This window comes from Pleomorphomonas carboxyditropha, from assembly GCF_002770725.1.
Lineage (GTDB): Bacteria > Pseudomonadota > Alphaproteobacteria > Rhizobiales > Pleomorphomonadaceae > Pleomorphomonas > Pleomorphomonas carboxyditropha.
Genome location: NZ_NQVN01000008.1, coordinates 138,184 through 163,047 on the forward strand (window position 1 = coordinate 138,184; position 24,864 = coordinate 163,047).

The window sequence follows — 24,864 nt, forward strand, 5'->3', positions numbered from 1 at the left end:
TTCAGATCGGCAGCTTGGTGGAACGCTTCACCGTGCGCAGCGTCAGTTGCGACTGGACGCGCACCACGCCGGGCAGGGGCGTCAGGATCTCGCTGTGGATGCGCTCGAGGTCGGCGGCGTCGCGATAGACGACGCGCAGCAGATAATCGTGCTGGCCGGCCAGAAGATAGCACTCGGTGATTTCGGGAATGGCGCGTACCGCCGCCTCGAACCTGTCGAGCGCGGTTCGTCCCTGGCTGTCGAGCGTCACGGAAACATAGGCGGTGCCGGGCACGCCGGCTATTCGCGGGTCGAGAATGGCGACGAAGCGGGCGATGAGACCGCTTTCCTCGAGAAGGCGCGTGCGCCTCAGGCAGGCCGAGGCTGAGAGATGGACCCGATCCGCGAGCTCGGCGTTGGTCGGTCGGGCATTGTCTTGCAAGGCGGTCAGGATCGCACGATCCGTCACGTCGAGGCGCATAGGCTGAATTTCCTGCGTTTCAAGGGGCAAGGGTCGAAATTTTATGCCGATTTTCGACTATAGTCTGCTGAATCTGTGCAAGAAATTGCGCCAAGATTGGCCAAATATGCGCCATCGTGCCAAGCCGGGAGCAACCCGGCGGCAGAACCAGCAGGGGACTACCAAAATGCTTGTCGGTACGCCGAAGGAAATCAAGGACCACGAGGACCGCGTCGGCCTCGTTCCCTCGTCGGTGCGCGAACTCGTCGCCGCCGGACACAGGGTCATCATCGAAAAGAACGCCGGTGCCGGCATCGGCATCGACGACGCCGCCTACGTCAGGGCGGGCGCCGCCATCGTCGACGGCCCCGACGAAATCTTCGCCACGGCCGACCTGGTCGTCAAGGTGAAGGAACCGCTGGCCGTCGAGCGCAAGAAGCTGCGCGAAGGGCAGACGCTGTTCACCTATCTCCACCTCGCCCCCGATCCGGAGCAGGCTGTGGATCTCATGAAGTCCGGCGCCACCTGCGTCGCCTATGAGACGGTGACGGCGCCGAACGGCTCGCTGCCGCTGCTCGCCCCGATGTCGGAAGTGGCCGGCCGCATGGCGCCGCAGGTCGGCGCCGCCGCGCTGGAGAACGCGGCCGGCGGCATGGGCATCCTGCTCGGCGGCGTCGCCGGCGTGGCGCCGGCCAAGGTGGTGATTCTCGGCGCCGGCGTCGCCGGCACCAACGCCACCCACGTCGCCCTCGGCATGGGCGCCGACGTGACGCTGGTCGACAATTCGATCGACGCCCTGCGCCGCGCCATCGCCACCTTCGGCGTGCGCATCAAGACGGCCCATTCCAACAAGGATACGATGGTCGAGCTCGTCACCGGCGCCGACCTCGTGATCTCGACGGTGCTGGTGCCGGGCGCCGGCACGCCCAAGCTGATCAGCCGCGAGCTGATCGCCGCCATGAAGAAGGGCTCGGCCTTCGTCGACGTCGCCATCGATCAGGGCGGCGCCTCGGAAACGTCGCGCGCCACCACCCATTCCGATCCGACCTATATCGAGAGCGGCGTCGTCCACTACTGCGTCGCCAACATGCCGGGCGGCGTTGCCCGTACCTCGACCTTCGCCCTCAACAACGCGACGCTGCCCTTCGCGCTGGCGCTTGCCAACAAGGGCTGGAAGCAGGCCTGCAAAGACGACATCCACCTTGCCCATGGCCTCAACGTCCATGCCGGCAAGATCACCTACAAGGCGGTGAGCGACGCCCTCGGCCTCGCCTACCTCGATCCGGCCGCGGCGCTCGCCTGATCCGTCCTTCTTATCCTGAATGCAACTTGGCCGGGGCGAACAACCGTCCCGGCTTTTTATTCGGTCACCAGGTAATGATAGTGTCGCTGTAGGCGGCCACCTGCCGGTCGTACGTGACGAGGCGCAGCGGTTCGGTGAGAGCCTGGGCGACGAGCAGGCGATCGAAGGGGTCGGCATGCAGTAAGGGGAGATCAGCCACCGCAATGGCATGCTGAGCTGTAATGGGCAGAAGCCGGATTCTGGTCTTTTGCAGGTATTCGACAATCTGCTGCGATGTGATCGGCGGCGCTCCTGCTCTTTTGGGCAGTTTCTGCTTAATTGCAATTTCCCAGACGCTGGCGACCGACACGAACACATCATTCTGCGGGTCGGAAATGGAGACCAGAATTTCCGGCGGAATCAGTTCGGGTTCGGCGAGTGTCCAAATGACTACGTGCGTATCGAGCAAAAGACGCATCGCTTACTCAAGAGGCTGGCCGAGGAATAGAGCGGCGATTTCGGCGTCGTGCTCGTTGAATTCCTCTAGCGTCGGAACATAGACCTTTCCCCGCAGCAACCCGAGCTGTCGGCGGCCCGTCGGCTTCGGCTCGGCCGGCACCAGCCGGGCCACCACCTTGCCGTTGCGGGCGATCGCCACTTCCGGCACCTCGCCTTCCTCCACCTCCTTGACGAGGCGGGAAAGGTGCGTCTTGGCGTCGAGCATGTTGACGGTCTTCATGGCAGGGTACCTTGGCTAACCTGACTAAGATAACGCCGCCCCCGCCCGATTTCAATCCGCTCGGCGTCTCAGCACCGCCACCACCTCGACGTGGCTCGACCACAGGAACTGGTCGACCGGCGTGACGGTCTCGATGCGATAGCCGCCGTCCACCAAGGTCCTGAGATCGCGGGAGAGCGTGGCTGGATTGCAGGAGACGGCGACGACGGTCGGCACCTTCGAGCGGGCGAGCCACAGGCTCTGTTCGGCGGCGCCGGCGCGCGGCGGATCGAACACCACGGCGTCGATCTTCTCGAGTTCCTTTTCAATGAGCGGGCGGCGAGCCAGGTCGCGCCTCTCGGCGGTGATCCGGTGGCGCCCCGTCATGCCGCGCGCCGCCCGGTCGAGCGCCGCCACGGCGCCGGCCTCGCCCTCGATCGCCAGCACCTCGGCCTGCCGGGCAAGGCGCAGCGCGAAGGTGCCGATGCCCGAGAAAAGGTCGGCGACGCGCTTCGCCTTGGCGGGAATGGCGGCCGTCACCAATTCGCCCATGATCGCTTCGGCCTCCGCCGAGGCCTGCAGGAAGCCGCCGGGCGGCAACGTGACGGCAACGCCGTCGATATCGATGGCGGCGGAGCGGCGTTCGACGATCGCCTCGCCGCCGGCCGACAGGCGGGCAAGGTCGAAGCGTTCGGCAAGTTCGATCAGCGGCAGGCGCAGGCGGTCGACGTCGCGCGCCGCGATGCCGGCGACCGACACGTCGAGGCCGCCGGCGGTCAGCGTCACCGTGAGGTCGAGCCCGCCTTTCCTGGGTGCGACCAGACCGGTCAGCGCGGTCAGCGCCGGCAGCGCGGCGAGAAGCTGCGGCTTGACGACCGGACACTCCTCAAGGCCGACGAGCCGGTGGCTGGCCCGCTCGTTGAAGCCGACCAGCGGATGCCGGCCGGCCATGATGCCGGCGAAGGTGGCGCGGCGGCGGGAGTGCGGCGGCACGACGCGCGTTTCGCCGATATCGGCCGTCAGGCCGCGATCGGCCAGCGCGTCGACGACGAGCCGCCGCTTGAAGTCGGCATAGGGCGCCGGCGCCACATGCTGTAATAGACAGCCGCCGCAGGCGCCGAAATGCCGGCAGGCCGGCTCGATGCGGTCGGGGGAGGGCGTGAGGATGCGGTTGAGCCGCGTCGCGCCGCCCTGGAGATCGACATCGACGGTTTCGCCGGCCAGCGTATACGGCACGAACAACGACCGCCCGTCCGGTTGGAGGACGACGCCGTCACCGCGATGGCCGAGGCGGTCGATTACCAGTTCAGTCAAGGCTCGCTCCGAGAAGATATTCGTGGTTGCCGTCGCCGCCGAGGAGGGGCGAGGGGACGAGATCGTGGACGCGCCAGCCGTCGCGGCCGTCGAGCCAGCCGCCAACGCGTTCGGCGGCGGCCCGGCCGACCGCCGCGTCGACGAGGCCGCCCTTGCCGATCGCCTGCCGGCCCGCCTCGAACTGCGGCTTGACCAGGAAGACGCCGACGGCCGGCCGGCGCGCCAGCGCCAGCACCGGCGGCAGCGCCAGGGTCAGCGAAATGAAGGAAACGTCGGAGACGATCACCTCCGGCCGAAACGGCAGGTCGGCCGACGTGACGTCGCGGGCGTTCAGCCCCTCGATGTTGCTGACGCGCGCATCGCTCGCGATGCGCGGATGCAACTGTCCGTGACCGACGTCGAGCGCCACGACGCGGGCCGCTCCCCGCTGGAGCAGCACCTCGGTGAAGCCGCCGGTGGAAGCACCGACATCGAGGCAGTCCCGGTTGCCGACATCGAAGCCGAAATGGTCGAGGCCGGCGATCAGCTTGAGCGCCGCTCGCGAAACATAGGCGGCGGCCGGATCGGAGATCGAAAGCGCCGCGCCCTCGTCGACGGCAAGCCCGGGCTTGTCGACCGGCCGTCCCGCCACCGTCACGTGGCCGCGCAGGATGGCGTCGCGGGCGCGGGCGCGACTGTCCGCGAGGCCGCGGGCGACGAGAAGCTGATCGAGACGGATCCTTGCCATGGCGTTGCTTTGCGGCAGGCGCCGGCCTTTGGCAAGAGCCGTCAGAGCATCGGACCGAAAAGTGGAATCCGGTTTTCGGAGAATCCGATGCGGTTGCAAAAGAGAGATCGCCCCCCGGCGTCCGCCGGGACGCGCGGCGATCTAGGGAGAATCGGCTTCCGCCGGTTCCTTGGGCTCGGGGGCCGGCACCACCGGCGTCTGCAGGATGGGATCGTCCGGCGACGGGGCTTCCGGCGGAATGGCGCCGCCGACCGGGGCGGTGGCATACATCTCGTAGGCCTCCTTCGGGTCATCCGGGCGCGACGGACGGATGCGCCAGCGCAGCGCGATGAAGGCGGCGAGCAGCAGTTCGACGATGGCCATGACCACGAACAGCGAGCCGTCGCCCCAGCTCTCCATGGCGAAGGAGGCGATCAGCGGCCCGAACACGGCGCCGACGCCGTTGGCGAGCAGCACGCCGGTCGCCATCTCGACGTAGGCGGATTTTTCGGCGCGGTCGTAGGCGTGGGCGGCCGCCACCGAATAGCTGGTGAGCACCACGGTTCCCAGCACGAAGGCCATGACGAACAGGCCGTTGCCGCCGAGCGGCAGCAGAACGGTGAGCAGGCTGGCGAGCGCCGACAGCACCATCACGCCGGCCAGCACCAGGCGGCGGTCATGGGCGTCGGACAATCGGCCGACCGGCCATTGCATCAGGGCGCCGCCGACCACGGCGATGGACAGGAAGATGGCCGCGCCGTTCGTCGACAGGCCGCGCCCGATGGCGAAGACGGTGACCAGCGACCAGAAGGCGCCGTTGGCGACGCCGATCATGAAGGTGCCGGTGAGGCCGACCGGCGCCATCTTCAGGAGGCGCAACGGCCGGAACTGCACGATGGCGATCGGCGCCGGCTGCGCCGAGGTGGTCAGCGCCACCGGCACCACGGCGAGCGACACCAGCAGCGAGGCCGTGGCGAACAATTCGAAATGCTGGATGGGCGCCAGCAGCACCATCAACTGGCCGACGGTGGTGGTAAGGAAGTTGACGACGATGTAGACGCTCATGATCAGGCCGCGGTTGTCGTTGGTGGCGCGGTCGTTGAGCCAGCTTTCGATGATCAGGTAGAGGCCGGCGAGGCAGAAGCCGGTGATGGAGCGCGCGCCGATCCACACCAGCGGATCGACGACCATCGGATGGAGGAGCGTGGTAGCGGCGGCCAGCGACACCAGCGTCGAATAGGCGCGGATATGGCCGGCCCTCAGGATCAGGAAGGGGCAGGCGAGGCAGCCGACCACGAAGCCGAGATTGTAGGACGAGCCCATCAGGCCGATGATCACCGGCGTGAAGTGCTCGTGGAGGCCGCGTAGCGGGATCACCGTGCCCAGTAAGGCATTGCCGCACAAAAGGAAACCGATGCCGGTCAGCAGCGAGACGAGCGGAGCGAAAGTCTTGGACAAGGGATGAACTCGTGGGCAGGCGGAAAGACAGTGCGCCGGTCGATACCGGACATAATAGCCGCACAGATATCGGTCCGCCCGGCCTCTCGATGCGGAAGGTCGCGAACCTCTGCGGCGTTTCGATGAACTTTGTATTTTGAATCGGTTTGATGCAGTTCGTCTGGAAATGCAAGCGCCGCTCGGTCATATTCGGCGGGTTGTCGGGAGACTGCGACATGACGACGACAGCATGGGCAACGACCGACGGAACCTTCGACGACGGTGACGGGCATGGCCGGCCGGCAAGGGCCGAATTGTCCCGTCAGGGGCTCGCCATCGTTGCCGCCGACGGCGAGCGGATCGCGCTATGGAAGTCCGCCGAGCTCATACGCACGATGGGGCCGGACGGCTTCCGCATCGGCGCCCGCCGGCAGGCCGGAATATTCGTTTTCGATCCCGATACCGGCGGTGATCTGATCCGGGCGCTGGCCGTCATTCCCGACGCCGGCGCGCCGATGATGCCGCGCACGCTGGCAGGAACGATGGTGACGATCGTTATGATGGCGCTCGCCGCGCTGTTTGCTCTGGCCTGGGGATTCTTCTGGCTGATCGGATGGCTGTTCGAGGCCGGCTCGGGTCTGGGCACGGCCGGGTGAGCGAGTCCATGCGGGCTCATGGGGAATCATGGCGAGTCATGCGGTGTCCCGATGATCGGGACATGCCATGGCGACTTTGGAGGGTGGCGTGAACGTCGATCCGATCCGTGATTTCACGCCCGCCTATGGCGTCGCCGAACGGCTGGCCGCGGGTATCCGCCGCCTCACCGCCCGTAACGGCGGGCCGCTGACCTTTCGCGGCACCAACTGTTATCTTTTGGGCGACCGCGACATCACCGTGATCGACCCCGGCCCCGACGATGATGCCCACCTGGCCGACCTCGTGGCGGTGGCCGGCGCCCCGATCCGCCGGATCGTCGTCACCCACGATCACGCCGACCATGCCGGCGCCGCGCGGCGACTGTCGGAAATGACCGGCGCCGAGATCGTCGGTTCGGCGTCAAACACCCGCTCGCTTTACCAGCCGGACAGGCTGCTTGCCGATGGTGAGACGGTGGCGACCGAAGCCGGCGACCTCCGGACCGTTGCCACGCCCGGCCACGCCGCCGGCCATCTCTCTTACGACCTTGCCGGTTCGGGGCTGCTGTTCTCGGGCGATCACGTCATGGCCTGGTCGACCAGCGTCGTGGTGCCGCCCGATGGCCGCATGGCCGACTACATGGCCTCTCTCGACCGTCTCGCCGTCCTCGGCGCCCGCAGCTATCTGCCGGGGCACGGCGGTCCGGTGATCGACGGCCTGGCCCGCATTGACGAGCTGAAACGGCATCGCCAGGCGCGCGAGGCGGCCATCCTGCGGGCGCTCGACAATGGCGAGCGGACCATCGGGGAGATCGTCTCGGCGGTTTACATCGGTCTCGACCCGGCGCTGGCCGGCGCGGCGGCGCTGTCGGTCACGGCGCATACCGATTGGCTGGAAGAGCGGGGCCTCGTGAGAAAGGTCGGTGAGCGGTTAAGTCGTTGGTAGGCTAAAGCATCGGACCGAAAAGTGGAATCCGGTTTTCGGAAAATCCGATGCGACAATAAATAACTAGATCGTCATCTTGCGTCCGTAAGGACGCACGACGATCTAGTTTGCCGCCTGCCGCCGCGACACCTCGGCGAAGCGGGCGATGAAGTCGCCGACATGGCGGGCGTTTTCGCCGAGATCGGGCATGGCCACCCGGCTCAGCGAGCGGACGTCGATGCGGCTGCCGCCGTCGCCGGGACGGATGCGCACGACGACATCCTCCTGCGTGCCGAGCACCAGCGAGCGGGCCTCCGCCTCGATGCGGCCGTTCGCCGCCTCGGTGTCCGGCTCTTCGGCCAGCCGGATCACCCAGCCGAGGTCGTCGACGGTCTGGCGGGCGAGGGCATAGGCCTCGACGGTGGAAAGGTCGGCCGCCTGCGTCGTCAGTTCGGGATAGGCGTCCTCCTGCAGGGCGGCCGCCTCGGCCGGCGCGGCGCGCAGGTCGATCGGCAGCGCCACCTGCGTGAAGCCGCTTGGCGCGGCCGGCGGGTCGTCGGGATCGGTCGAGACGCTGTCGAGCGCCGGGTAGGCGATATAGGCGGTGGCGGCGCCGATCAGCGGCGAGAAGGCGGCGATGACCAGCAGCAGCGTGCCAAAGGCGCTGTTGGCCCCGTGCCGTCCCTCGCGCCACACGTCGCGCACCGTCACCGAAATCACGGCCAGCGCGGCGAGGCCGAGCAGCAGGCTGGCCGCGACGGCGGTGTACATGGTGGCGCTCGATATGAAGTCGAGGTGGCGGGAAGCGATCCCCACCACCATCACCATGAAGGCGAGGCTGGCCAGAAAGCGGGCAGGACGGGCGCCGCGGGCCGGTGGCAGCGGCAGCGGCGGCAGGCGGCTCATGAAGAGAATTCCGGTCCGCGCACGTCGTAGGGACGCACCTCGCGCCAGCGCTCCATCAGCTTTTCGAGGCCGGCGTCGGCGCCGTCCGGCAGCACGATGCGCGGGGTGACGAAGATGTCGCCGCGGGCGCCCTTCTTGTCGGGCAGCCCCTTGCCGCGCAGCCGGAAGGCCTTCGAGCCGGTCACGCCGGCCGGGATGGTCATGTCGACGGCGCCCTCCAGCGTCGGCACCCGCACCTTGCCGCCCAGCACCGCCTCGTCGAGCGTGACCGGCAGGTCGAGGCGCAGATTGTAGCCGTCGGGGCGGAACAGGGCGTGCGGCTCGTAGACCAGAATGGCGATGGCGTCGCCCGGCGGCGTGCCGTTGCCGCCCTGGCCCTTGAGGCGGAGCTGCTGGCCCGGCTCGAAGCCGGCGGGAATCTTCGCGTCGAGCGACTTGCCGTTCGGCAGGGTGATGCGCACCTTGCCCGAGCCGACGATGTCCTCGAGGCGGACGCGCGCCGTCACCATGACGTCGGCGCCCTTGTTTGGCGCGGCGCCGGCCGCGCCGGGACCGGCGGCGCCCGAAAATCCCTCGAAGCCGGAGAAGCCGCCGCCGCCGCCGCGCCGCCCGCCGCGCGCGCCGCCACGGGCAGCGCCGCTGGCGAAGTTGGCGAAGGCGTCGCCGAAGATGTCGTGCAGGATATCGTCGGTGGCGCGGCCGCCGGCTTGGCGGAAGCCGCCGCCGTTCATGCCGCCGGCGCCGCCGAAGCCCTCGAAACCGGTAAAGCGCTGCTTGCCTTCGGCGTCGATCTCGCCGGCGTCGAACTGGCGGCGCTTATCCTTGTCGCCGACGATCTCGTAGGCCGAATTGACCTCGGCGAAGCGTTCCTTGGAACGCGGGTCGTTCTTGTTGGCATCGGGGTGATGCTGCTTGGCGAGCTTGCGGTACGCCTTCTTGATCGTCGTTTCGTCCGCGCTCCTGGGCACGCCCAGGACCTCATACGGATCACGCATGCTGGTTGGCCCTCTTCAAATGGCTGGTGGCGCTCCGTGGCGCCAAGGTTCTGCCAAGCATGTAATGCCCGATCACGTTCCGTTCCAGAGTGTGCCATTATACGGGTCGGGCGGCTTTGACAAAATCTTTTCAGGGGATCGCGTAGGAGGTTGTCGCCGGCCGGCATGTGGCTATATGCCGGGCTGACACTTGCCCGAATCTGGCCGATGGCCAACCGGCATGACGAGGCGCCGACGAGAGATGTCCAGTTCCGAGCCCGATTTCACCCAAGCCTCCGAGCCCTACCAGCTTTTCGTCAGCTGGATGAAGGAGGCCGAGAAGAGCGAGCCGAACGACCCCAACGCCATGGCGGTCGCCACCGTCGACGAGGACGGACTGCCGGACGCGCGCATGGTGCTGCTGAAGGGCTTCGACGAGCGCGGCTTCGTCTTCTACACCAACTTCGGCTCCGCCAAGGGCGAGCAGATCCTGAAGAGCGGCAAGGCGGCGCTGCTGTTCCACTGGAAGAGCCTCAAGCGGCAGGTGCGGGTGCGCGGCACCGTCTCCGAGGTGGCGAAGGAGGAGGCGGACGCCTATTTCCAGAGCCGCGACCGCGGCAGCCGCATCGGCGCCTGGGCTTCCAAGCAGTCGCGCCCGCTCGAAAGCCGCTTCGCGCTTGAGAAGGCGGTGGCCGAATGGGGGCTCAAGTTCGGCATCGGCGCGGTGCCGCGGCCCGATTACTGGTCGGGCCTGCGCGTGTCGCCGACGGCCATCGAATTCTGGCGCGACGGACTGTTCCGCCTGCACGACCGCGTCCGCTTCCTGCCCGACGGCAACGGCGGCTGGACGCGCACCCGCCTTTACCCCTGACCGACAAAAGGTTGCCGACAATGACCAACGCTTCCGACGTCAGCGCCCTCAGCTTCGAGCAGGCCTTGAAAGAACTCGAGGGCATCGTTGCCCGGCTCGAGCAGGGCTCGGTGCCCCTCGAGGAGAGCATCTCCATCTACGAGCGCGGCGACGCGCTGCGCAAGCACTGCGACGGCCTGCTGAAGGCGGCCGAGGCCAAGGTGGAGAAGATCCGCGTCGCCGGCGACGGCTCGGCCGCCGGCGTCGAGCCGCTCGACCGCGAATGACCACCTCCGATTGCGGCCTGTTTGGAAACCACGGCTGATTCCAAAATGCATTTCGTGCATTTGCCTCAATTGGGGGCGATAAAGGGCGGCTTGCGAATTGAAGAGACTGCGATTGACTGGTATCTGGGTATGAGGGATTTTCCCTCGTAGTTTCACGGATTTTTTGGATTGCCGCGTCCCGCCACTCCGCTCCTCGACAAGGTATCGTCGCCTGACGACCTCAAGGTGCTGTCGGTTGCCGAGCTCGAACAGCTCGCCGCCGAGGTGCGTGCCGAGATGATCGACGCGGTGTCGGCGACCGGCGGCCATCTGGGGGCCGGACTGGGCGTCGTCGAACTGACGGTGGCGCTGCACGCCGTGTTCGATACCCCGCGCGACCGCCTGATCTGGGACGTCGGCCACCAGGCCTATCCGCACAAGATCCTGACCGGCCGGCGCGCCGATATCCGCACGCTGCGCCAGGGCGGCGGCCTTTCCGGCTTTACCCGCCGCGCCGAGAGCGCCTACGATCCGTTCGGCGCCGGACATTCGTCGACCTCGGTGTCGGCCGGTCTCGGCATGGCCGTGGCGCGCGACTTGAAGGGCGGCGACAACCAGGTGATCGCCGTCATCGGCGATGGCGCCATGTCGGCCGGCATGGCCTACGAGGCGATGAACAACGCCGGCGCCATGGACAGCCGCCTGGTCGTCATCCTCAACGACAACGACATGTCGATCGCCCCGCCGACCGGCGCCATGAGCGCCTATCTGGCGCGCCTCGTCTCCGGCCCGACCTATCTGACGCTGCGCGAGGCGATGAAGCAGCTCGCCTTCAACCTGCCGCGCGGCCTCCGGCAGAAGGCGCAGCGGGCGGAGGAATATGCGCGCGGCTTCCTGACCGGCGGCACGCTGTTCGAGGAGCTCGGCTTCTACTACGTCGGCCCCATCGACGGCCACAATCTCGCCCACCTCCTGCCGGTGCTGCGCAACGTCCGCAACGCCAAGGACGGGCCGGTGCTGCTGCACGTCGTCACCAAGAAGGGCAAGGGCTATCCGCCGGCCGAGGCGGCCGCCGACAAGTATCACGGCGTCAACCGGTTCGACGTGGTGACCGGCGCCCAGGTGAAGCCCAAGGCCAATGCGCCGACCTACACGCAGGTGTTCGGCGAGACGCTGGTCGACGAGGGACGGCGCGACGATCGCATCGTCGGCATCACCGCCGCCATGCCGGCCGGCACTGGGCTCGACCTGTTCGCGAAGGCCTTCCCCGACCGCATGTTCGATGTCGGCATTGCCGAGCAGCATGCCGTCACCTTCGCGGCGGGCATGGCGACCGAGGGCATGAAGCCCTTCTGCGCCATCTATTCCACCTTCCTGCAGCGCGCCTACGACCAGGTGGTGCACGACGTCGCCCTGCAGAACCTTCCCGTCCGCCTGCCGATCGACCGGGCCGGCTTCGTCGGCGCCGACGGTGCGACGCATGCCGGCGCCTTCGATACCGCCTTTCTCGCCTGCCTGCCCAACATGGTGGTGATGGCGCCCGGCGACGAGGCGGAGCTCAGAAACATGGTGGCGACGGCGGTCGCCTACGACGACGGCCCCATTGCCTTCCGCTATCCACGCGGCGAGGGCGTCGGCGTCGATCTGCCGGCCCGCGGCCAGCCGCTCGAGATCGGCCGCGGCCGCATCGTCGCCGAGGGCGGCAAGGTGGCGATCCTGTCCTTCGGCACCCGTCTCGCCGAGGCGCTGAAGGCGGCCGAGGAGCTTGCCGCTTTCGGCCTGCCGGCCACGGTGGCCGATGCGCGCTTCGCCAAGCCGCTCGACCGCGACCTGATCCGCCAGCTCGCCGCCCACCACGAGCTGCTGATCGCCGTCGAGGAAGGCTCGACCGGCGGCTTCGGCAGCCAGGTGGCCCAGGCGCTGATCGACGACGGCCGTTTCGACCGTGGCTTCCGGTTCCGGGCGCTGACGCTGCCGGACGCCTTCGTCGATCACGACAAGCCGGAGCGCATGTATGCCGCCGCCGGCCTCGACGCGCACGGCATCGTCCAGGCGGCGCTCGCCGCGCTCGGGCGGAACCGGATCGAGCTCGCCGGCGTGGTCGGCAAGTAGGGCCGGGACGGCGAGGGCACTCCGCGGGAAAACGCGACTGGGTTTTCCGCGAAAATGATGCGACAACAAGGAAGTAGAGCGACGCTTGGCGTTCGCCGCAACGCGCGTGGCTCTCGGGGGGACGGGGCATGAATGCTCGGGAATTGGACGGCCACAAGGATCCGGTCGGGCCGGTGGTCGAGGGCTGGACGCCGCGGCTGCGCCCGTCGCGGACCGTGCTGGAAGGCCGGACGGTGCGGCTGGAGCCGCTGTCGGTCGCTCACGTTTCCGACCTGTTCGCCGCCTATTCCACCGATGCCGGCGGCCGCATGTGGACCTACCTGTCCGTCGGTCCCTTCGCGAGCGAGACCGATTTCGCCGTCTGGATCGGCTCGATTGTCGCGTCGGAGGATCCGCTGTTCTTCGCCGCGCTGGACAAGGCGAGCGGCCGGGCGGTCGGCATCGTCTCCTATCTCCGCATCGATCCGGCCAACGGCTCCATCGAGGTCGGCTGGGTGACCTGGTCGCCGCTGATGCAGCGGTCGGCCATTTCCACCGAAGCGCAATACCTGCTGATGAAGCACGCCTTCGAGGACCTCGGCTATCGCCGCTACGAATGGAAGTGCAACGCCCTCAACGCGCCGTCGATGAAGGCGGCCGAACGGCTCGGGTTCACCTACGAAGGCACCTTCCGCCAGGCCGTCATCGTCAAGGGACGCAACCGTGATACCGCCTGGTTCTCGGTGATCGACGGGGAATGGCCGGCGGTGAAGGCGTCCCTGGAGGCCTGGCTGAAGCCGGACAACTTCGATGCCGGCGGGCGGCAGAGACGGCGGCTCGAGGATTTCAGATAGCGTTTGCCGCAGCGTCGCCGTCGGCGCCTGTCGCCCGGCGATGGACATTCATTCAGGAGACCAGTCGTCATGCCGATCCACCGTCTCAGCCGTCGCGAGCTGCTGCTGGCCACCGCTGCCGGCGCGCTCGTCGCTTTCGTTCCCGCCGTCGCAGCGGCTGCCGAGCCGACCGTCCGCCTGCGCCTGATGGCGACCACCGATCTCCACGTCAACGTCTATCCCTACGACTACTATCGCGACAAGGCGGACGACACGGTCGGCCTCGCCAAGACGGCCGCGCTGATCGCCGCCGCGCGCGACGAGGCGCGCAACGCCATCCTGTTCGACAACGGCGACCTCATCCAGGGCAGCCCGCTCGGCGACTACATCGCCTATGAGAAGGGCCTCGACGGCGGCAACAAGCATCCCATCGTCGCGGCGATGAACGGCCTCGGCTATCTCTGCGGCACGCTCGGCAACCACGAGTTCAACTACGGCCTCGACTTCCTCGGCAAGGCGCTGTCCGGCGCCGAATTCCCGGCCGTTTGCGCCAACGTGCTGAAGCCGGACGGCACGCCGCTGATCGAGCCGACCCGCGTCTTCGACGCCAAGGTGATCGACGCCGACGGCAACGAGCACGTGCTGCGCATCGGCGTCATCGGCTTCGTGCCGCCGCAGATCGTCCAGTGGGACAAGGACAATCTCGAAGGCAAGGCGACCACCATCGACATCGTCGATGCCGCCGGAAAGTATCTGCCGGCGCTGCGCCAGCAGTCGGACGTGGTCGTCGCCCTCTGCCATTCCGGCATCGCCGGCGGCGAGCGGGCGGGCGGCGAGGAGAACGCGGCGCTGTTCCTGTCGAGGGTGCCGGGCATCGACGCCATCTTCACCGGCCACCAGCACCTCGTGTTCCCCGGCAAGGACTTCGCCGGCATCGACGGCGCCGATATCGACAAGGGCACGCTCAACGGCGTTCCCACCGTGATGCCCGGCTTCTGGGGCAGCCATCTCGGCGTCATCGACCTCGATCTCGTCAAGCAGGGCGAGGGCTGGAAGGTGAGCGGCTTCAAGGTCGAGGCGCGGCCGATCTACGAGCGGACGCCCGACAAGAAGATCGTCTCCCGGGTGGACGCGGTGCCGGCCGTGCTCGCCTCGGTGAAGGCCGATCATGAGGCGACGCTCGATTACGTCCGCCGGCCGGTCGGCGAGACCTCGGCCGCCATATCGAGCTACTGGGCGCTGGTGGCCGACGATCCGTCGGTGCAGATCGTCAGCCAGGCGCAGCTCTGGTACGGCGCCGCCCAGGCGAAGGCGGCCGGCCTGCCCGACCTGCCGATCCTGTCGGCGGCGGCGCCCTTCAAGTGCGGCGGCCGCTCCGGCCCGGACTACTACACCTTCGTTCCCAAGGGACCGATCGCCATCAAGAACGTCGCCGACATCTATCTCTACCCGAACACCATTCGCATCGTGAAGATCACCGGCGAGCAGTTGAGGGAGTGGCTGGAACGCTCGGCCGGCATCTTCAACCGGATCGATCCGACGAAGATCGACGAGCAGCCGCTGATCGACACGTCCTTCCCCTCGTATAATTATGATGTCGTCGACGGCGTCACCTACCGCATCGACGTGACGCAGGACAAGCGCTACGACAACGACGGCAAGGTGATCGCCGAGGACGCGCACCGCATCGTCGACCTTGCCTATCGGGGCAAGCCGGTCGAGCCGACCCAGGAATTCCTGGTGGTGACCAACAACTACCGCGCCGGCGGCGGCGGCCACTTCCCGGGCGCCGACGGCAGCACGGTGGTGTTCCAGGGGCCGGACAGCAATCGCGACGTCATCGTCCGCTACATCGTCGAGACCAAGACCATCAACCCGTCGGCCGACGGCAACTGGTCGATCGCCAGGCTGCCCGACAACGTCAACCTGACCTTCCCGAACTCGCCCAACGCCACGCTGGATACCGTGCCGGCCGGCGTCAAGGTGGAGAAGGTCGGCGACGCCGGCGACGGCTTTGCCAAATATCGCCTGACGGTGGCGTGAGCGTCCAACGGTGGGATGTTCATTTCCGGTATTGCCGGCATAAGAGTGCTTGTAGTCTGCGCCGCCGGTCCATCGGGATCGGCGACGCTGGCAGTGCCGACGCCAGAGAGGCGGTCAGGATAGTGGCAGGCAATAACCCACGTCGGCCGGCCTGGCGCGCCCAGCCTTCAGGTCGCTCAGTTGCGGGATAGAAGGGTCGAAGCCGCCGATTATTCTCTCGTAGGTCGCGCGATCCACCCCGACCTGCCGTCCACTCGAAGTGAAGCCCACCATTCCATCCTTGCCGACGTAGGCCTTGTTTGCCAACATCTTGCAAAAATACTGCTTGGTGCCATTCGAGGCGATCCAGCCCGGCAGGCCCGATTTTCCCGTGGTGAGCTTGCCGAGCTTGTAGCCCTGCTGCGTCAGCTTGGTGAAAGATTCGGCCTGCGCAACGCCCGTTGTGGCGATCACGGCGACGAAGGCGCCGATGGCAAGTTTCTTCAATGAATTAAACACAATTACCCCCGAGGTCGATGTCGACCTCGTACTTTCTAGCACGATCGGAAATGCAACCAAAGCCTGCGTTCGCCGATAACGCATGTCCCGCATGTTGTGCGCTGTGCAGGCTTCCGCCCTATAGCCACCTCTTCCAGCGGAAGAGACCATAAGTGCCTGCCGCCGACAGGACCATCGCCGCGATGCCCCAGATATAGCCGAAGGACCAGTCGAGCTCGGGCATGTAGCGGAAGTTCATGCCGTAGAAGCTGGCCACCAGCGTCGGCGGCATGAAGATCACCGCCAGAACCGAGAAGATCTTGATGGTGTCGTTCTGCTGGATCGAGATCAGGCCCAGCGTCGCGTCGAGCAGGAAGGTGATGCGCTCCTCCTGGCCGCGGCAGTGGTCGGCCAGCGCCGTCACGTCGCTCTTCATCGGCTTCAGGCGGGCGACATCCTCCTTGGAATAGCGCGGCCCTTCCATCTTGGCGGTGAGGAACAAGAGGAGGCGGGAGAGCGAGATCAGGCTCTCCTGGAAATGACCGAGGCGCAGGCCCTCGCGGCCGATGCGCCGGAGCGAGCTCTTGTAGCGGTCGCCCGACGGCGAGGCGCGCGAATCGTCCTCGAACACGCGGCGGGCGATGGTCTCGATGCGGGCGCCCGACTGTTCGATGACGTCGGCCAGCCGGTCGATGGCCGCCTCCAGAATGGTCAGGAGCGCGCCGTGCGATGTCGTCACGTTGGCGCCCGCCGTCGTCACGTTCTTGATGGCGAGCGGAATGGTGCCCGGCTCGTCGTAGCGGACGGTGACGAGGTGCTTGTCGGTGAGCACGAAGGTGACGACGGTGATGCCCGGATCGTTGCTGCCGGCCCGGCAGGGCAGGGCGGCGGTCAGATAGAGGACGTCGTTGGCGACCGATAGCCGGCTCGACGGTTCGATCTCTTCCATCTCGGCGCGGGTCGGCAGCTCGGCGCCGATGAACTTCTCGACCGCCAGCTCCTCGGCGCGCGTCGGCGTCATCAGGTCGATCCACAGCGTCTGCTGGTCCGGCACGAGGGTGCTGCAATTGGGGGCGTATTCGAGTTTGTCGCCGACGGGATGAAACGCGTTGAGCATGGGCGACGTCCAGAACTCTGGCCTTCGCAAGGCCGGTTCGCTTGGCGATGGGCGAATTCTCCGAATGCGGCGACTCCCCCCGAAAGAAGGAGGCGTCACCGTCCGCCGTCTGTCTATACGCGGCCGCGGCGGCGGTCGAGTCTTTCTCGTTGAGCATTGCACCGCCACGGCAATCTGCTAAGTGTTTCGTCGGATGTGGACCTGGGGGAGGCCATGACAGGCGCCGGTCGGCGGCAGGGGCTGGGGGATCTGGCGCGCGACGTGGTGCGCGTCCTTTTCGCCTATGCGCTTGTGCTGCAAACGCTGGCGCCGCTCGCCGTCGCGCAGGCGGACGCTCGCGATGGCCTCGGGGGGCACTCGGTTCTCTGTTCGGCGATGGCGGGAACCGACGCGCAACAGCCGGCCAAAGCGCCGGCGCGGATCGTCCACGACTGCCTCTCCTGTTGCCTCGGAAGCGTTGCCGGTGTGTTGCCGGCGCCGGCCGAATTGCCGGAGCCGGCGCGTTTCCCGTTGCTGGTCGCGTCTTTCGTGTCGAAGGCTCCCGCCCTGCCGGCGCGGGCCGGCAGTCCGCCGCCGCAACGGGCGCCACCCGGCTTCGCCTGAACCGATTGCCGGCCCCCGCCGAAGAGCGGCGGCCTTTTTCTCACGCAATGGATCGGCTCGCGACACGAGCCCGCCGGCGCCACGGCGACCGGCCATCAATCAGTTCCCGAGGTTCCCATGATGCACATTTCCCCGATCTTTCTCCGCGCGGCGCTGGTCGCCGGCTTGCTGGCGGCTTTGCCCGCCGCGTCCGGACTGACCGTCGACCCGGCCGCCGCCCATGAATTCAAGGCCGGCGCGCTCACCCTGAAGCATCCCTGGACGCGCGCCACGGCGAAGGGCGCCGAGATGGGCGGCGGCTTCGTCACCATCGTCAACGCCGGCAGCGATGCCGACAGGCTGACCGGGGCGACCTTCGCCGCCGCCGGCCGCGCCGAAGTGCACGAGATGAAGATGGAAGGCGACGTCATGAAGATGCGGCAGCTCGAGGGCGGTCTCGACATTCCCGCTGGCGCCACCGTCGAGCTGAAGCCCGGCTCCTACCACCTGATGTTCATGAAGCTGACGGCGCCCCTCGAAGCCGGCACCAAGGTGAAAGGATCGCTGATCTTCGAGAAGGCCGGCGAGGTGCCGGTGGAGTTCTCGGTCGAGGCGATCGACGCCAGGGCGCAGGACCACAAGGCCGGCGGCCACGACGCCATGCCGATGGACGGCGGCGCCAAGATGCCCGACGCGCACGGGGGATGATGTGTCGGCGGCGAAATTCCTCGCTACAAACGTCGAAGGCCGGAGCGGAACGCTCCGGCCTTCGACGAATTCAGCCGTTACTTCAGAGACACAAGCCCTACCTCACACGAGGCCACGAAGGACCGTCGCGTCGAGCCTTTGAAGCAATTCTGAAAAGGGATCGCCGCCGGGCCGGCTGCAACATGCGCCAGCCCTCGGAAAGTCGCCCGCTCAGTCCTCGTAGGAGAACATCGGAGCGGTCTGCTGGACCGTCGTGTAGTCCTTCTGCTGTACCTGACGACGCATCGCGCGCGCCGCGGCATTCACCGCCGGAATGCCGATTTCATGATACTGGGCATCGAGTTCCAGCTCGCTGCCTTGCTGAATTTGACCTTTGTTCACAGCGTCAGCCTGCTTGACCATCTGGGTACCGTCCTACCCCGTCGCCGGGTACGTGGTTTGTCTTATGTATTCGTTCGGGAATATCGTGTTTAAATCACGCTTTCCACGTTCATATATTATGCCTGCGAATGCGGCCGAACAAGGGCACGCAGCATTCATGCGGTTCGGATTTCTTCCTAGGCTGAATTAGATTTTTGGATGCGTGACCAAAATGCGACATTTGCTTCCATGGTAGCTGAGATCAAAAGCTGATCAAGTATTTGGCTTGCTGCAAAACAAATGACCATGCCAAGAAAATCTTAACCGGGCTTTAAGCAAAAGTTCTTCCGACCTTCGGATTGCCTGCCGTATGGCATAGCAGCGCGCGACGAGGCGGCGCCTTTATCGAGCGGATGTCGAGAGTTGACGGCAGCCAAGTCCGGATGGAGTCGCGGCGCATGGCTCCGAACACTCGCGGCTGGCCATGCCGGGCCGGCGATTGGAAATAAACGCCTTTCCGATTACGCGGCCCCGAACGGCATTGCTCGGGCGACTCAATGGCCCATCAGGGTCGAGACATGGTCCGTGAGCACCGGAAGCGCAGAAAGTCGCGTCAGACGGCCGCCAGAGTAGAAGTTCAAAACGGTCTCTCAGTGGCCCATCAGGGCCGAGACATGGGCGGCGGCCGACAGGCCGAGGGCGTCGATGTCGTAGCCGCCTTCGAGCAGGGAGACGACACGGCCGCCGCAAACCCGATCGGCAACCTCCATCAGGGCGCGGGTCAGGGTGCCGTAATCGGCCTCGACGAGGTTGAGGTCGCCCAGGGGGTCGCGAAAGTGGGCATCGAAGCCGGCCGACAGCACCAGGAGATCGGGCCGGAAGGCCTCGACGGCCGGCAGGACGGCGCCGGTCATCGCCTCCAGCACGGCCGCTCCATTGGCGCCGGCGCCGAGCGGCAGGTTGAGAATGTTGCCGTCGATGCCGGTCTCCGATGTCTCTCCGGTGCCGGGAAACAGTTGCGCTTGGTGGATCGAGGCATAGAACACCGTTCTGTCGGAATAGAAGATGTTCTGCGTGCCGTTGCCGTGATGGACGTCGAAATCGACGATGGCGACGCGTTCGGCTCCATGCGCCGCCTGGGCGTGACGGGCGGCGATGGCGGCGTGGTTGAAGAAGCAGAAACCCATGGCCTGCCGCGCGCTGGCGTGGTGACCGGGCGGACGGGCGGCGGAAAAGGCGTTGTCGACGAGGCCGGTCATCACCTCGTCGACGGCAAGGCAGGCGGCGCCGGAAGCGAGCCGCGCCGCTTCGTAGGTGCCGTTCGACAGGATGGTATCGCTGCTGATCGACATCATCAGCCCGTCATGCGGCGCCTGGATGCGGATATGGTCGACATAGGCGGCGGGATGGATGCGCTGGATTTCCGTGTCGGTGACCGGCCGCGCCGTGTCGCGGATCAGGTGCTGGAACGCCTCGCCCTCGAGTTGCCGCTCGATGGCGACGATGCGCTCCGGCTGCTCGGGATGGTTTTCCGGGGCGAGGTGGTCGCGATAGCGCGGGTGGCTCAGGAAAAGTGTCCGCATGCGAGCCTCTCCGGAAGGCGCCGTGTGGCGTCCGTGAAAATCCTGAGACAGAGGATGCCGCCACGGCCGCGCCGTCAAGTGGCAGGAAGGCTTAGCGCATCGCGCGAAACGTGCGCGTGGCCCTAACGCGGTGCCGCCGCCCGCCTCAGCCGGTCGCGGATCGCCTCGCCGAGCCCATGGGTTGGGATGGGCGCCACGGCGATGCCGGCGACGTCGTCGCCGTCGGCCCGGCGCAGCATGTCGAACAGGTTGGCCGCCGCTTCCCGCAGGTTGCCCGACGGGCTGAGGTTGAAGACGCGGGCGGCTTCCGCGATGCCGCGGATCGGCGCGCCGCCGAAGGCGAGCAGCGCCTCGCGGGGCTCGACGCGGCGGGCGTCGAGCCGGACGCGGGCGCGCGGCGCGTAGTGGGAGGCGAGCATGCCCGGCGCCACCGGCGCGGCGGACGGGTCGCCCTCGGAACGGACGACGGCGATGCCGGTCGCCGCTTCGATCTCCTCGCGGGCGAGGCCGCCCGGCCGCAGGAGATAGGGAGTGCCGTCGCGGACCTGCAGGATGGTCGATTCGAGGCCGACCTCGGTGCGACCGCCGTCGAGGATCAGCGGGACGCGGCGGGAAAGATCGCCATAGACGTGAGCGGCGGAGGTGGGGCTGACGTGGCCGGAAGTATTGGCGCTGGGCGCGACGATCGGCACGCCGGCGGCGCGGATCAGATCGAGCGCCACCCGGTGCGACGGCATGCGCACGGCGAGCGTGTCGAGGCCGGCGGTGGCCAGCGAGGAGACCGGGCAATCCGGCCGCGCCGGCAGCACCAGCGTCAGCGGCCCGGGCCAGAAGGTCTCGGCGAGCCGTCGCGACAGCGGGTCGAAGACCACCAGCCTCTCGGCCATGGCGATGCTGTCGACATGGGCGATCAGCGGGTTGAAGGAAGGGCGCCCCTTGGCCTCGTAGATGGCGGCGACGGCCTGGCCACGCGTCGCGTCGGCGCCGAGGCCGTAGACGGTCTCGGTCGGAAAGGCGACGAGCTCGCCCTGCCGGATATGGTCGGCGGCGAGACGGATGGCTTCATCGGTCGCCGCTTCGATGCGGGCAAGTTCTGAAGAGCGATGGGGCACGGAGGATTCCGGTGATGACCTGTCCTGGCGGTTCGCCCGACCGGGCTGGTGTGGGACCAATCCGTGGCGACGTCAAGGCAGGGATAGCCGCGATCCGCATCGGGGTTGCAGGAGGACGCCAAACGGGCGGGGACGCTGGTCGTGGAACGAACTTAGCTGTTCGTGCTCCACCCGGTGGATGTGGCTGCCCCGGAGCCGCTGACGGCGGGCTGAGCCAGCCTGACGATTTCGGTAATGAAACCGCTCTTCTCGGCTGTGTAGCGATCCCCATCGTATGGAAACCGCCTGGCGAGCTGCATTTTTAATGAGGAATAGGCCTCGGCAATATCGGCATGGGCGCGTAGGTAGTCGCGAAAAATGACGCGGCGCATATGGGTTTCATTCTCGGGAGGACAAAGGTACACGCGCTGTTTGGGCACGCTGTCATGCTTCATAAAGGCCCAGACATCGTCATGGTAACGATTGCCGCGAGGTTGATATCCTGCCGAAGTCAATATTGCACTCGCGATAGGAACGTCGGATAGGCCGCGCAAGGTAATGTCGATGTCCAGAATGGGTTTTGCCGGCATCGCGGGTATGGAGGTGCTTCCTATATGGTCTATGCCGACTGCCATGCTCCCCAAAAGCTGGCGCAGTTTGGATTCGGCAGCCGAAAAAAGCCGGGGCCAATTCTGATCGTAGGGCACTATTTCCACCAGCGTAGCCATTGAAAACTTAGCCCCCGCACAATGATTTCCGCGCTGGCTGCAGTGTATGCCCCTGTCATGCGGGCGGATGCCCGAAGGTTCGATCGTCGTCCGTTATCCCCCAATTCGGGCTGTATTCCCCCCTCCATTCCCGCCGCACGCCCGTTCTTGACTCTTCGAACGCCTCTCCTATACTGGAACATAAAGAGAACAAAGGCCACGGAAACGAGGGTTTGGACCGTGCTCGCGAGCGAGTCGACGGACAGGATTGCCATGCTTCGACGGCAGATCGCCCGGCTGGAACGGGCGCGCGGCCGGGGCGAGGGGCGTGCCGATCCTGCGGCAGCGGAAGAATTGGCCGGCGTGCCGGTGCGCGACATCGCGTCCGCCGCTAGAGCATTTTCGAGCGAAGTGGACACCGGTTCGCGTGAAGAAAATGCGTCAATTCAAGAAGATAGAGCGTTTCCGCGTTTCCATGAAACGCGGAAACGCTCTAACCGCGCCGCGCCGATGTCCGCCTTTCGCGCCGGACGGGCGGCAAAGGCCTGGGCGGGGGCCGAGACGGCGGCGATCCCCTTCGGCCATCCGGAGGTCGACGCGGCGACGGCCGGCCTCCGGCGCGGCGCGCTGCATGACGTCAGCCCGGCCGGCGCGCCGGATATGGCGGCGGCGACCGGTTTCGCGCTGGCATGTGCCGGCCGGCTCCTGTCGGCGGCCGGGCGGGGCAGCCTCTGGCTCTGGGTGCGCGCCGAGATGGCCGGCCGCGAGGCGGGCGAGCCCTATGGTCCCGGCCTTGCCGCCTTCGGCCTCGACCCGTCGCGCCTCGTCGCGGTGACGGCCGCCAATACTGCCGACGTGCTGCGCGCCGCCGAGGAGGGGCTGGCCGCCCGCGCCTTCGCGGCGGTGCTGATCGAGCCGTTCGGCGACGACCGCCACCTCGACCTGACGGCCTGCCGCCGCCTGTCGCTGATCGCCGACGGCGGCCGCTCTACCGGAATTCTGCTCAGGACCGGCGGCGCTCCGGGGCCGACCAGCGCCGTCACGCGCTGGTGCGTCGCGGCCGCGCCGAGCAGCGGCGGTCCGCACCCCGGCAACCCGGTGTTCGCGGCCGAGCTCGCACGCAATCGCCTCGGCCCGGTCGGCGCGTGGATGATGGAGTGGCGTATCGATGAGCAATCCTTCCGAGCCCCGCGCCTCCGGCATCGAGCCGAAGCATCCGGCTCCCTGGCGGTCCCGCTATCTGGTCGCCTGGCTGCCGCATCTGGCGACCGATCGTCTCGTCCGGCTGGACCGGCAGCGGTCGTCCCCTTCCGCGCCCGCTGAGGCACGGCCGCCCATGGTGCTGACGGCGAAGCATCGCGGTGCCGCGCGCCTTGCCCATGTCGACGCACCGGCGGCGCGGCTCGGCCTGCAGCCGGGGCTCGGTCTTGCCGACGCGCGCGCCCGCGTGCCTGGCCTCGACGTGCGCGCCGCCGACCCCGAGGCCGATGCCGCCTGCCTCGACCGGCTGTGCGACTGGGCGCAGCGCTATACGCCGCTCGCCGGCCGCCGCGTCGGCACGTCGTCCATCGACCCGGAGTTTCCCTATCCCGAGGATTTCACGCTGGTGCTCGACATCGCCGGCTGCGCCCATCTGTTCGGCGGCGAGGAGGCGCTGGCCGCCGACATGGCGCGGCGGCTCGAACGGCAGGGCCTGACGGTCACCATCGGCATCGCCTCGACCATCGGCGCCGCCCATGCCCTGGCCGCCTTCGGACGCGGCGGATTGCTTCGGATCGGCGACGAGCGGTGGGCGCTGGCCGACCTGCCGGTGGCGGCGTTGCGGCTCGACGCGGCCACCGTCGACGGGCTCACCCGCGTCGGCCTGAAGCGCGTCGGCGACCTCGTGGACGGCCCGCGCGCGCCGCTCACCGCCCGCTTCGGCCGCGCGCCGCTCGTCCAGCTCGACCGGGCGCTGGGGTTCGCCGAGGAGGCTTTCTCGCCGCGGCTGCCGGTCGCCCCCTATTGCGCCGAGCGGCGCTTCTTCGAGCCGATCGTCCGCGAGGAGGACGTGCGCGCCGTCGCCCTGTCGCTGATCGGCGCGCTGGCCGGGCGGCTGGAGGCGGCGGGCGAGGGGGCGCTGCGTCTCCGCCTCAGCCTGTGGCGCGTCGACGGCGCTCTCACCCACATCGAGGCGGGCCTCAGCCGGCCGAGCCGCGACGCGGCGGTGATGGGGGACATTCTCTGCCGCCGGCTCGACGGTCTCGCCGAGGAGTTCGACGCCGGCTACGGCTTCGACTGCATCACCGTCGCCGTCACCGAGGCGAGCCGCCGCGACGCCGAGGCGCTGTCGCTCGCCGGTCCCGATGCGGCGCTGGAGCTGACGCGCTTCGTCGACCGGGTCGGCGCCCGCATCGGCCGCGGCCGGGTGCGCCGCCTCGCGCCGCACGAGAGCTACATCCCCGAACGGGCGAGCCGCGCCGTGCCGGCCCATATGGCGGGGGAGGGCGCCTTCCCGGCGGCCGGGACGCTGCCCGGCGATCCGCCGGAGCGGCCGATCCGCCTGTTCGCCCGGCCGGAGCCGGTGGAGGCGCTGGCCTCGGTGCCGGACGGTCCGCCGCTCCGCTTCCGCTGGCGGCGCGTCACGCACGAGGTGAAGCGCGCCGAGGGGCCGGAGCGGATCGCCGGCGAATGGTGGCGGCAGGAGGCGCCGACGCGCGACTATTTCCGCGTCGAGGACGCCGAGGGCCGGCGCTTCTGGATGTTCCGCGAAGGTCTCTTCGAGGTCGAGACCCTTCATCCCCGCTGGTTCGTGCACGGGCTGTTCGCATGAGGAAGCTC

Annotated in this window: 26 protein-coding genes; 12 read left to right on the plus strand and 14 right to left on the minus strand. The window is 67.6% G+C overall.

The features are described from left to right. Position 1: 1 nt before the first annotated feature. Positions 2-460: an Lrp/AsnC family transcriptional regulator gene (locus tag CJ014_RS13830; RefSeq protein ID WP_100081068.1), complete on the minus strand. Its 459-nt coding sequence runs from the start codon at positions 458-460 to the stop codon at positions 2-4. 166 nt (positions 461-626) lie between these two features. Here CJ014_RS13830 and ald point away from each other — a divergent pair, with 166 nt between their 5' ends. Continuing rightward, positions 627-1,742, plus strand: coding sequence for an alanine dehydrogenase (gene ald, locus CJ014_RS13835; protein ID WP_100081069.1), 1,116 nt, complete (start codon positions 627-629; stop codon positions 1,740-1,742). Between the two features lie 64 nt (positions 1,743-1,806). On the opposite strand, the gene CJ014_RS13840 is transcribed toward ald, so the two are convergent. From CJ014_RS13840 to CJ014_RS13860, 5 genes are all read right to left on the minus strand, one after another. After that, positions 1,807-2,199: a type II toxin-antitoxin system VapC family toxin gene (locus CJ014_RS13840; RefSeq protein WP_100081070.1), complete on the minus strand. Its 393-nt coding sequence runs from the start codon at positions 2,197-2,199 to the stop codon at positions 1,807-1,809. Positions 2,200-2,202: 3 nt separating this feature from the next. Further along, positions 2,203-2,460 carry a type II toxin-antitoxin system Phd/YefM family antitoxin gene (locus CJ014_RS13845; protein ID WP_100081071.1) on the minus strand — a complete coding sequence of 86 codons (258 nt, stop codon included), beginning with the start codon at positions 2,458-2,460 and terminating at the stop codon, positions 2,203-2,205. Between the two features lie 51 nt (positions 2,461-2,511). After that, positions 2,512-3,753, minus strand: a complete 1,242-nt coding sequence (locus CJ014_RS13850) for a class I SAM-dependent RNA methyltransferase (RefSeq protein WP_100081072.1) — start codon at positions 3,751-3,753, stop codon at positions 2,512-2,514. After that, positions 3,746-4,480, minus strand: coding sequence for a TlyA family RNA methyltransferase (locus CJ014_RS13855; RefSeq protein ID WP_100081073.1), 735 nt, complete (start codon positions 4,478-4,480; stop codon positions 3,746-3,748). The genes CJ014_RS13850 and CJ014_RS13855 overlap by 8 nt, the downstream gene beginning before the upstream one ends. A 141-nt stretch (positions 4,481-4,621) precedes the next feature. Next, positions 4,622-5,917, minus strand: coding sequence for an MFS transporter (locus CJ014_RS13860; RefSeq protein ID WP_100081074.1), 1,296 nt, complete (start codon positions 5,915-5,917; stop codon positions 4,622-4,624). Between the two features lie 149 nt (positions 5,918-6,066). Between CJ014_RS13860 and CJ014_RS13865 the strand changes: the two genes are divergently transcribed. Together CJ014_RS13865 and CJ014_RS13870 are read left to right on the plus strand one after the other, a co-directional pair. Beyond that, the gene (locus CJ014_RS13865) at positions 6,067-6,552 is read left to right on the plus strand and encodes a hypothetical protein (RefSeq protein ID WP_133121855.1); all 486 of its coding nucleotides are present in this window, start codon (positions 6,067-6,069) and stop codon (positions 6,550-6,552) included. An 88-nt stretch (positions 6,553-6,640) separates the two neighbouring features. Continuing rightward, entirely contained in the window at positions 6,641-7,477 is an 837-nt protein-coding gene (locus tag CJ014_RS13870; protein WP_245427324.1) for an MBL fold metallo-hydrolase, read from the plus strand. A 102-nt stretch (positions 7,478-7,579) separates the two neighbouring features. Here the strand turns inward: CJ014_RS13870 and CJ014_RS13875 are convergent, their stop codons facing one another. After that, positions 7,580-8,362: a DUF1499 domain-containing protein gene (locus CJ014_RS13875; RefSeq protein ID WP_100081077.1), complete on the minus strand. Its 783-nt coding sequence runs from the start codon at positions 8,360-8,362 to the stop codon at positions 7,580-7,582. Further along, the gene (locus tag CJ014_RS13880; protein ID WP_100081078.1) at positions 8,359-9,357 is read right to left on the minus strand and encodes a DnaJ C-terminal domain-containing protein; all 999 of its coding nucleotides are present in this window, start codon (positions 9,355-9,357) and stop codon (positions 8,359-8,361) included. The genes CJ014_RS13875 and CJ014_RS13880 overlap by 4 nt, the downstream gene beginning before the upstream one ends. 241 nt (positions 9,358-9,598) lie before the next feature. Between CJ014_RS13880 and pdxH the strand changes: the two genes are divergently transcribed. The 5 genes from pdxH to CJ014_RS13905 all read left to right on the plus strand — a co-directional run bounded on the left by pdxH (position 9,599) and on the right by CJ014_RS13905 (position 15,419). Beyond that, positions 9,599-10,207 (plus strand): pyridoxamine 5'-phosphate oxidase, encoded by a 609-nt coding sequence (gene pdxH / locus CJ014_RS13885; protein ID WP_100081079.1) that lies wholly within the window; start codon positions 9,599-9,601, stop codon positions 10,205-10,207. 20 nt (positions 10,208-10,227) lie between these two features. After that, positions 10,228-10,473, plus strand: a complete 246-nt coding sequence (locus CJ014_RS13890; RefSeq protein ID WP_100081080.1) for an exodeoxyribonuclease VII small subunit — start codon at positions 10,228-10,230, stop codon at positions 10,471-10,473. 168 nt (positions 10,474-10,641) lie between these two features. Next, a complete protein-coding gene (gene dxs / locus CJ014_RS13895; protein ID WP_100081081.1) occupies positions 10,642-12,564 on the plus strand; it encodes a 1-deoxy-D-xylulose-5-phosphate synthase in 1,923 nt (640 codons plus the stop codon). Positions 12,565-12,692: 128 nt separating this feature from the next. After that, a complete protein-coding gene (locus CJ014_RS13900; protein ID WP_100081082.1) occupies positions 12,693-13,397 on the plus strand; it encodes a GNAT family N-acetyltransferase in 705 nt (234 codons plus the stop codon). Between the two features lie 69 nt (positions 13,398-13,466). Beyond that, on the plus strand, positions 13,467-15,419 hold the full coding sequence (locus CJ014_RS13905; protein ID WP_100081083.1) for a bifunctional 2',3'-cyclic-nucleotide 2'-phosphodiesterase/3'-nucleotidase: 1,953 nt from the start codon (positions 13,467-13,469) through the stop codon (positions 15,417-15,419). Between the two features lie 114 nt (positions 15,420-15,533). On the opposite strand, the gene CJ014_RS13910 is transcribed toward CJ014_RS13905, so the two are convergent. After that, positions 15,534-15,917, minus strand: coding sequence for a hypothetical protein (locus CJ014_RS13910; RefSeq protein ID WP_245427326.1), 384 nt, complete (start codon positions 15,915-15,917; stop codon positions 15,534-15,536). 118 nt (positions 15,918-16,035) lie between these two features. Then, on the minus strand, positions 16,036-17,013 hold the full coding sequence (locus CJ014_RS13915; protein WP_100081084.1) for a magnesium transporter CorA family protein: 978 nt from the start codon (positions 17,011-17,013) through the stop codon (positions 16,036-16,038). Between the two features lie 213 nt (positions 17,014-17,226). On the opposite strand from CJ014_RS13915, the gene CJ014_RS13920 reads away from it, so the two are divergent. Further along, complete coding sequence (locus tag CJ014_RS13920) at positions 17,227-17,616, plus strand: DUF2946 family protein (RefSeq protein ID WP_133121856.1); 390 nt, start codon at positions 17,227-17,229, stop codon at positions 17,614-17,616. A gap of 117 nt (positions 17,617-17,733) precedes the next feature. Beyond that, positions 17,734-18,303 carry a copper chaperone PCu(A)C gene (locus CJ014_RS13925; RefSeq protein ID WP_245427328.1) on the plus strand — a complete coding sequence of 190 codons (570 nt, stop codon included), beginning with the start codon at positions 17,734-17,736 and terminating at the stop codon, positions 18,301-18,303. 210 nt (positions 18,304-18,513) lie between these two features. On the opposite strand, the gene CJ014_RS13930 is transcribed toward CJ014_RS13925, so the two are convergent. The 4 genes from CJ014_RS13930 to CJ014_RS13945 all read right to left on the minus strand — a co-directional run bounded on the left by CJ014_RS13930 (position 18,514) and on the right by CJ014_RS13945 (position 22,065). Next, positions 18,514-18,705, minus strand: a complete 192-nt coding sequence (locus tag CJ014_RS13930; protein WP_100081086.1) for a hypothetical protein — start codon at positions 18,703-18,705, stop codon at positions 18,514-18,516. Positions 18,706-19,313: 608 nt separating this feature from the next. Further along, the gene (locus CJ014_RS13935) at positions 19,314-20,246 is read right to left on the minus strand and encodes a histone deacetylase family protein (protein ID WP_100081087.1); all 933 of its coding nucleotides are present in this window, start codon (positions 20,244-20,246) and stop codon (positions 19,314-19,316) included. 122 nt (positions 20,247-20,368) lie between these two features. Further along, positions 20,369-21,358: an L-threonylcarbamoyladenylate synthase gene (locus CJ014_RS13940; protein WP_245427330.1), complete on the minus strand. Its 990-nt coding sequence runs from the start codon at positions 21,356-21,358 to the stop codon at positions 20,369-20,371. Between the two features lie 152 nt (positions 21,359-21,510). Further along, a complete protein-coding gene (locus tag CJ014_RS13945) occupies positions 21,511-22,065 on the minus strand; it encodes a GrpB family protein (RefSeq protein ID WP_100081088.1) in 555 nt (184 codons plus the stop codon). A gap of 489 nt (positions 22,066-22,554) precedes the next feature. Here CJ014_RS13945 and CJ014_RS13950 point away from each other — a divergent pair, with 489 nt between their 5' ends. Continuing rightward, a complete protein-coding gene (locus CJ014_RS13950) occupies positions 22,555-23,367 on the plus strand; it encodes an ImuA family protein (RefSeq protein WP_100081089.1) in 813 nt (270 codons plus the stop codon). A 13-nt stretch (positions 23,368-23,380) separates the two neighbouring features. Beyond that, entirely contained in the window at positions 23,381-24,856 is a 1,476-nt protein-coding gene (locus CJ014_RS13955) for a Y-family DNA polymerase (protein ID WP_100081090.1), read from the plus strand. Positions 24,857-24,864 lie beyond the last annotated feature (8 nt).

What these genes read in the sequence shown, in the direction of transcription:
- CJ014_RS13855 (WP_100081073.1), bottom strand. Translation starts at nt 4,480, where the DNA reads ATGGCAAGGATCCGTCTCGATCAGCTTCTCGTCGCCCGCGGCCTCGCG.
- CJ014_RS13840 (WP_100081070.1), bottom strand. Translation starts at nt 2,199, where the DNA reads ATGCGTCTTTTGCTCGATACGCACGTAGTCATTTGGACACTCGCCGAA.
- CJ014_RS13900 (WP_100081082.1), top strand. Translation starts at nt 12,693, where the DNA reads ATGAATGCTCGGGAATTGGACGGCCACAAGGATCCGGTCGGGCCGGTG.
- CJ014_RS13920 (WP_133121856.1), top strand. Translation starts at nt 17,227, where the DNA reads ATGACAGGCGCCGGTCGGCGGCAGGGGCTGGGGGATCTGGCGCGCGAC.
- CJ014_RS13935 (WP_100081087.1), bottom strand. Translation starts at nt 20,246, where the DNA reads ATGCGGACACTTTTCCTGAGCCACCCGCGCTATCGCGACCACCTCGCC.
- CJ014_RS13845 (WP_100081071.1), bottom strand. Translation starts at nt 2,460, where the DNA reads ATGAAGACCGTCAACATGCTCGACGCCAAGACGCACCTTTCCCGCCTC.
- ald (WP_100081069.1), top strand. Translation starts at nt 627, where the DNA reads ATGCTTGTCGGTACGCCGAAGGAAATCAAGGACCACGAGGACCGCGTC.
- CJ014_RS13880 (WP_100081078.1), bottom strand. Translation starts at nt 9,357, where the DNA reads ATGCGTGATCCGTATGAGGTCCTGGGCGTGCCCAGGAGCGCGGACGAA.
- CJ014_RS13865 (WP_133121855.1), top strand. Translation starts at nt 6,067, where the DNA reads ATGCAGTTCGTCTGGAAATGCAAGCGCCGCTCGGTCATATTCGGCGGG.
- CJ014_RS13915 (WP_100081084.1), bottom strand. Translation starts at nt 17,013, where the DNA reads ATGCTCAACGCGTTTCATCCCGTCGGCGACAAACTCGAATACGCCCCC.
- CJ014_RS13890 (WP_100081080.1), top strand. Translation starts at nt 10,228, where the DNA reads ATGACCAACGCTTCCGACGTCAGCGCCCTCAGCTTCGAGCAGGCCTTG.
- CJ014_RS13830 (WP_100081068.1), bottom strand. Translation starts at nt 460, where the DNA reads ATGCGCCTCGACGTGACGGATCGTGCGATCCTGACCGCCTTGCAAGAC.
- CJ014_RS13950 (WP_100081089.1), top strand. Translation starts at nt 22,555, where the DNA reads ATGTCCGCCTTTCGCGCCGGACGGGCGGCAAAGGCCTGGGCGGGGGCC.
- CJ014_RS13925 (WP_245427328.1), top strand. Translation starts at nt 17,734, where the DNA reads ATGATGCACATTTCCCCGATCTTTCTCCGCGCGGCGCTGGTCGCCGGC.
- pdxH (WP_100081079.1), top strand. Translation starts at nt 9,599, where the DNA reads ATGTCCAGTTCCGAGCCCGATTTCACCCAAGCCTCCGAGCCCTACCAG.
- CJ014_RS13930 (WP_100081086.1), bottom strand. Translation starts at nt 18,705, where the DNA reads ATGGTCAAGCAGGCTGACGCTGTGAACAAAGGTCAAATTCAGCAAGGC.
- CJ014_RS13875 (WP_100081077.1), bottom strand. Translation starts at nt 8,362, where the DNA reads ATGAGCCGCCTGCCGCCGCTGCCGCTGCCACCGGCCCGCGGCGCCCGT.
- CJ014_RS13955 (WP_100081090.1), top strand. Translation starts at nt 23,381, where the DNA reads ATGGTGCTGACGGCGAAGCATCGCGGTGCCGCGCGCCTTGCCCATGTC.
- CJ014_RS13905 (WP_100081083.1), top strand. Translation starts at nt 13,467, where the DNA reads ATGCCGATCCACCGTCTCAGCCGTCGCGAGCTGCTGCTGGCCACCGCT.
- CJ014_RS13945 (WP_100081088.1), bottom strand. Translation starts at nt 22,065, where the DNA reads ATGGCTACGCTGGTGGAAATAGTGCCCTACGATCAGAATTGGCCCCGG.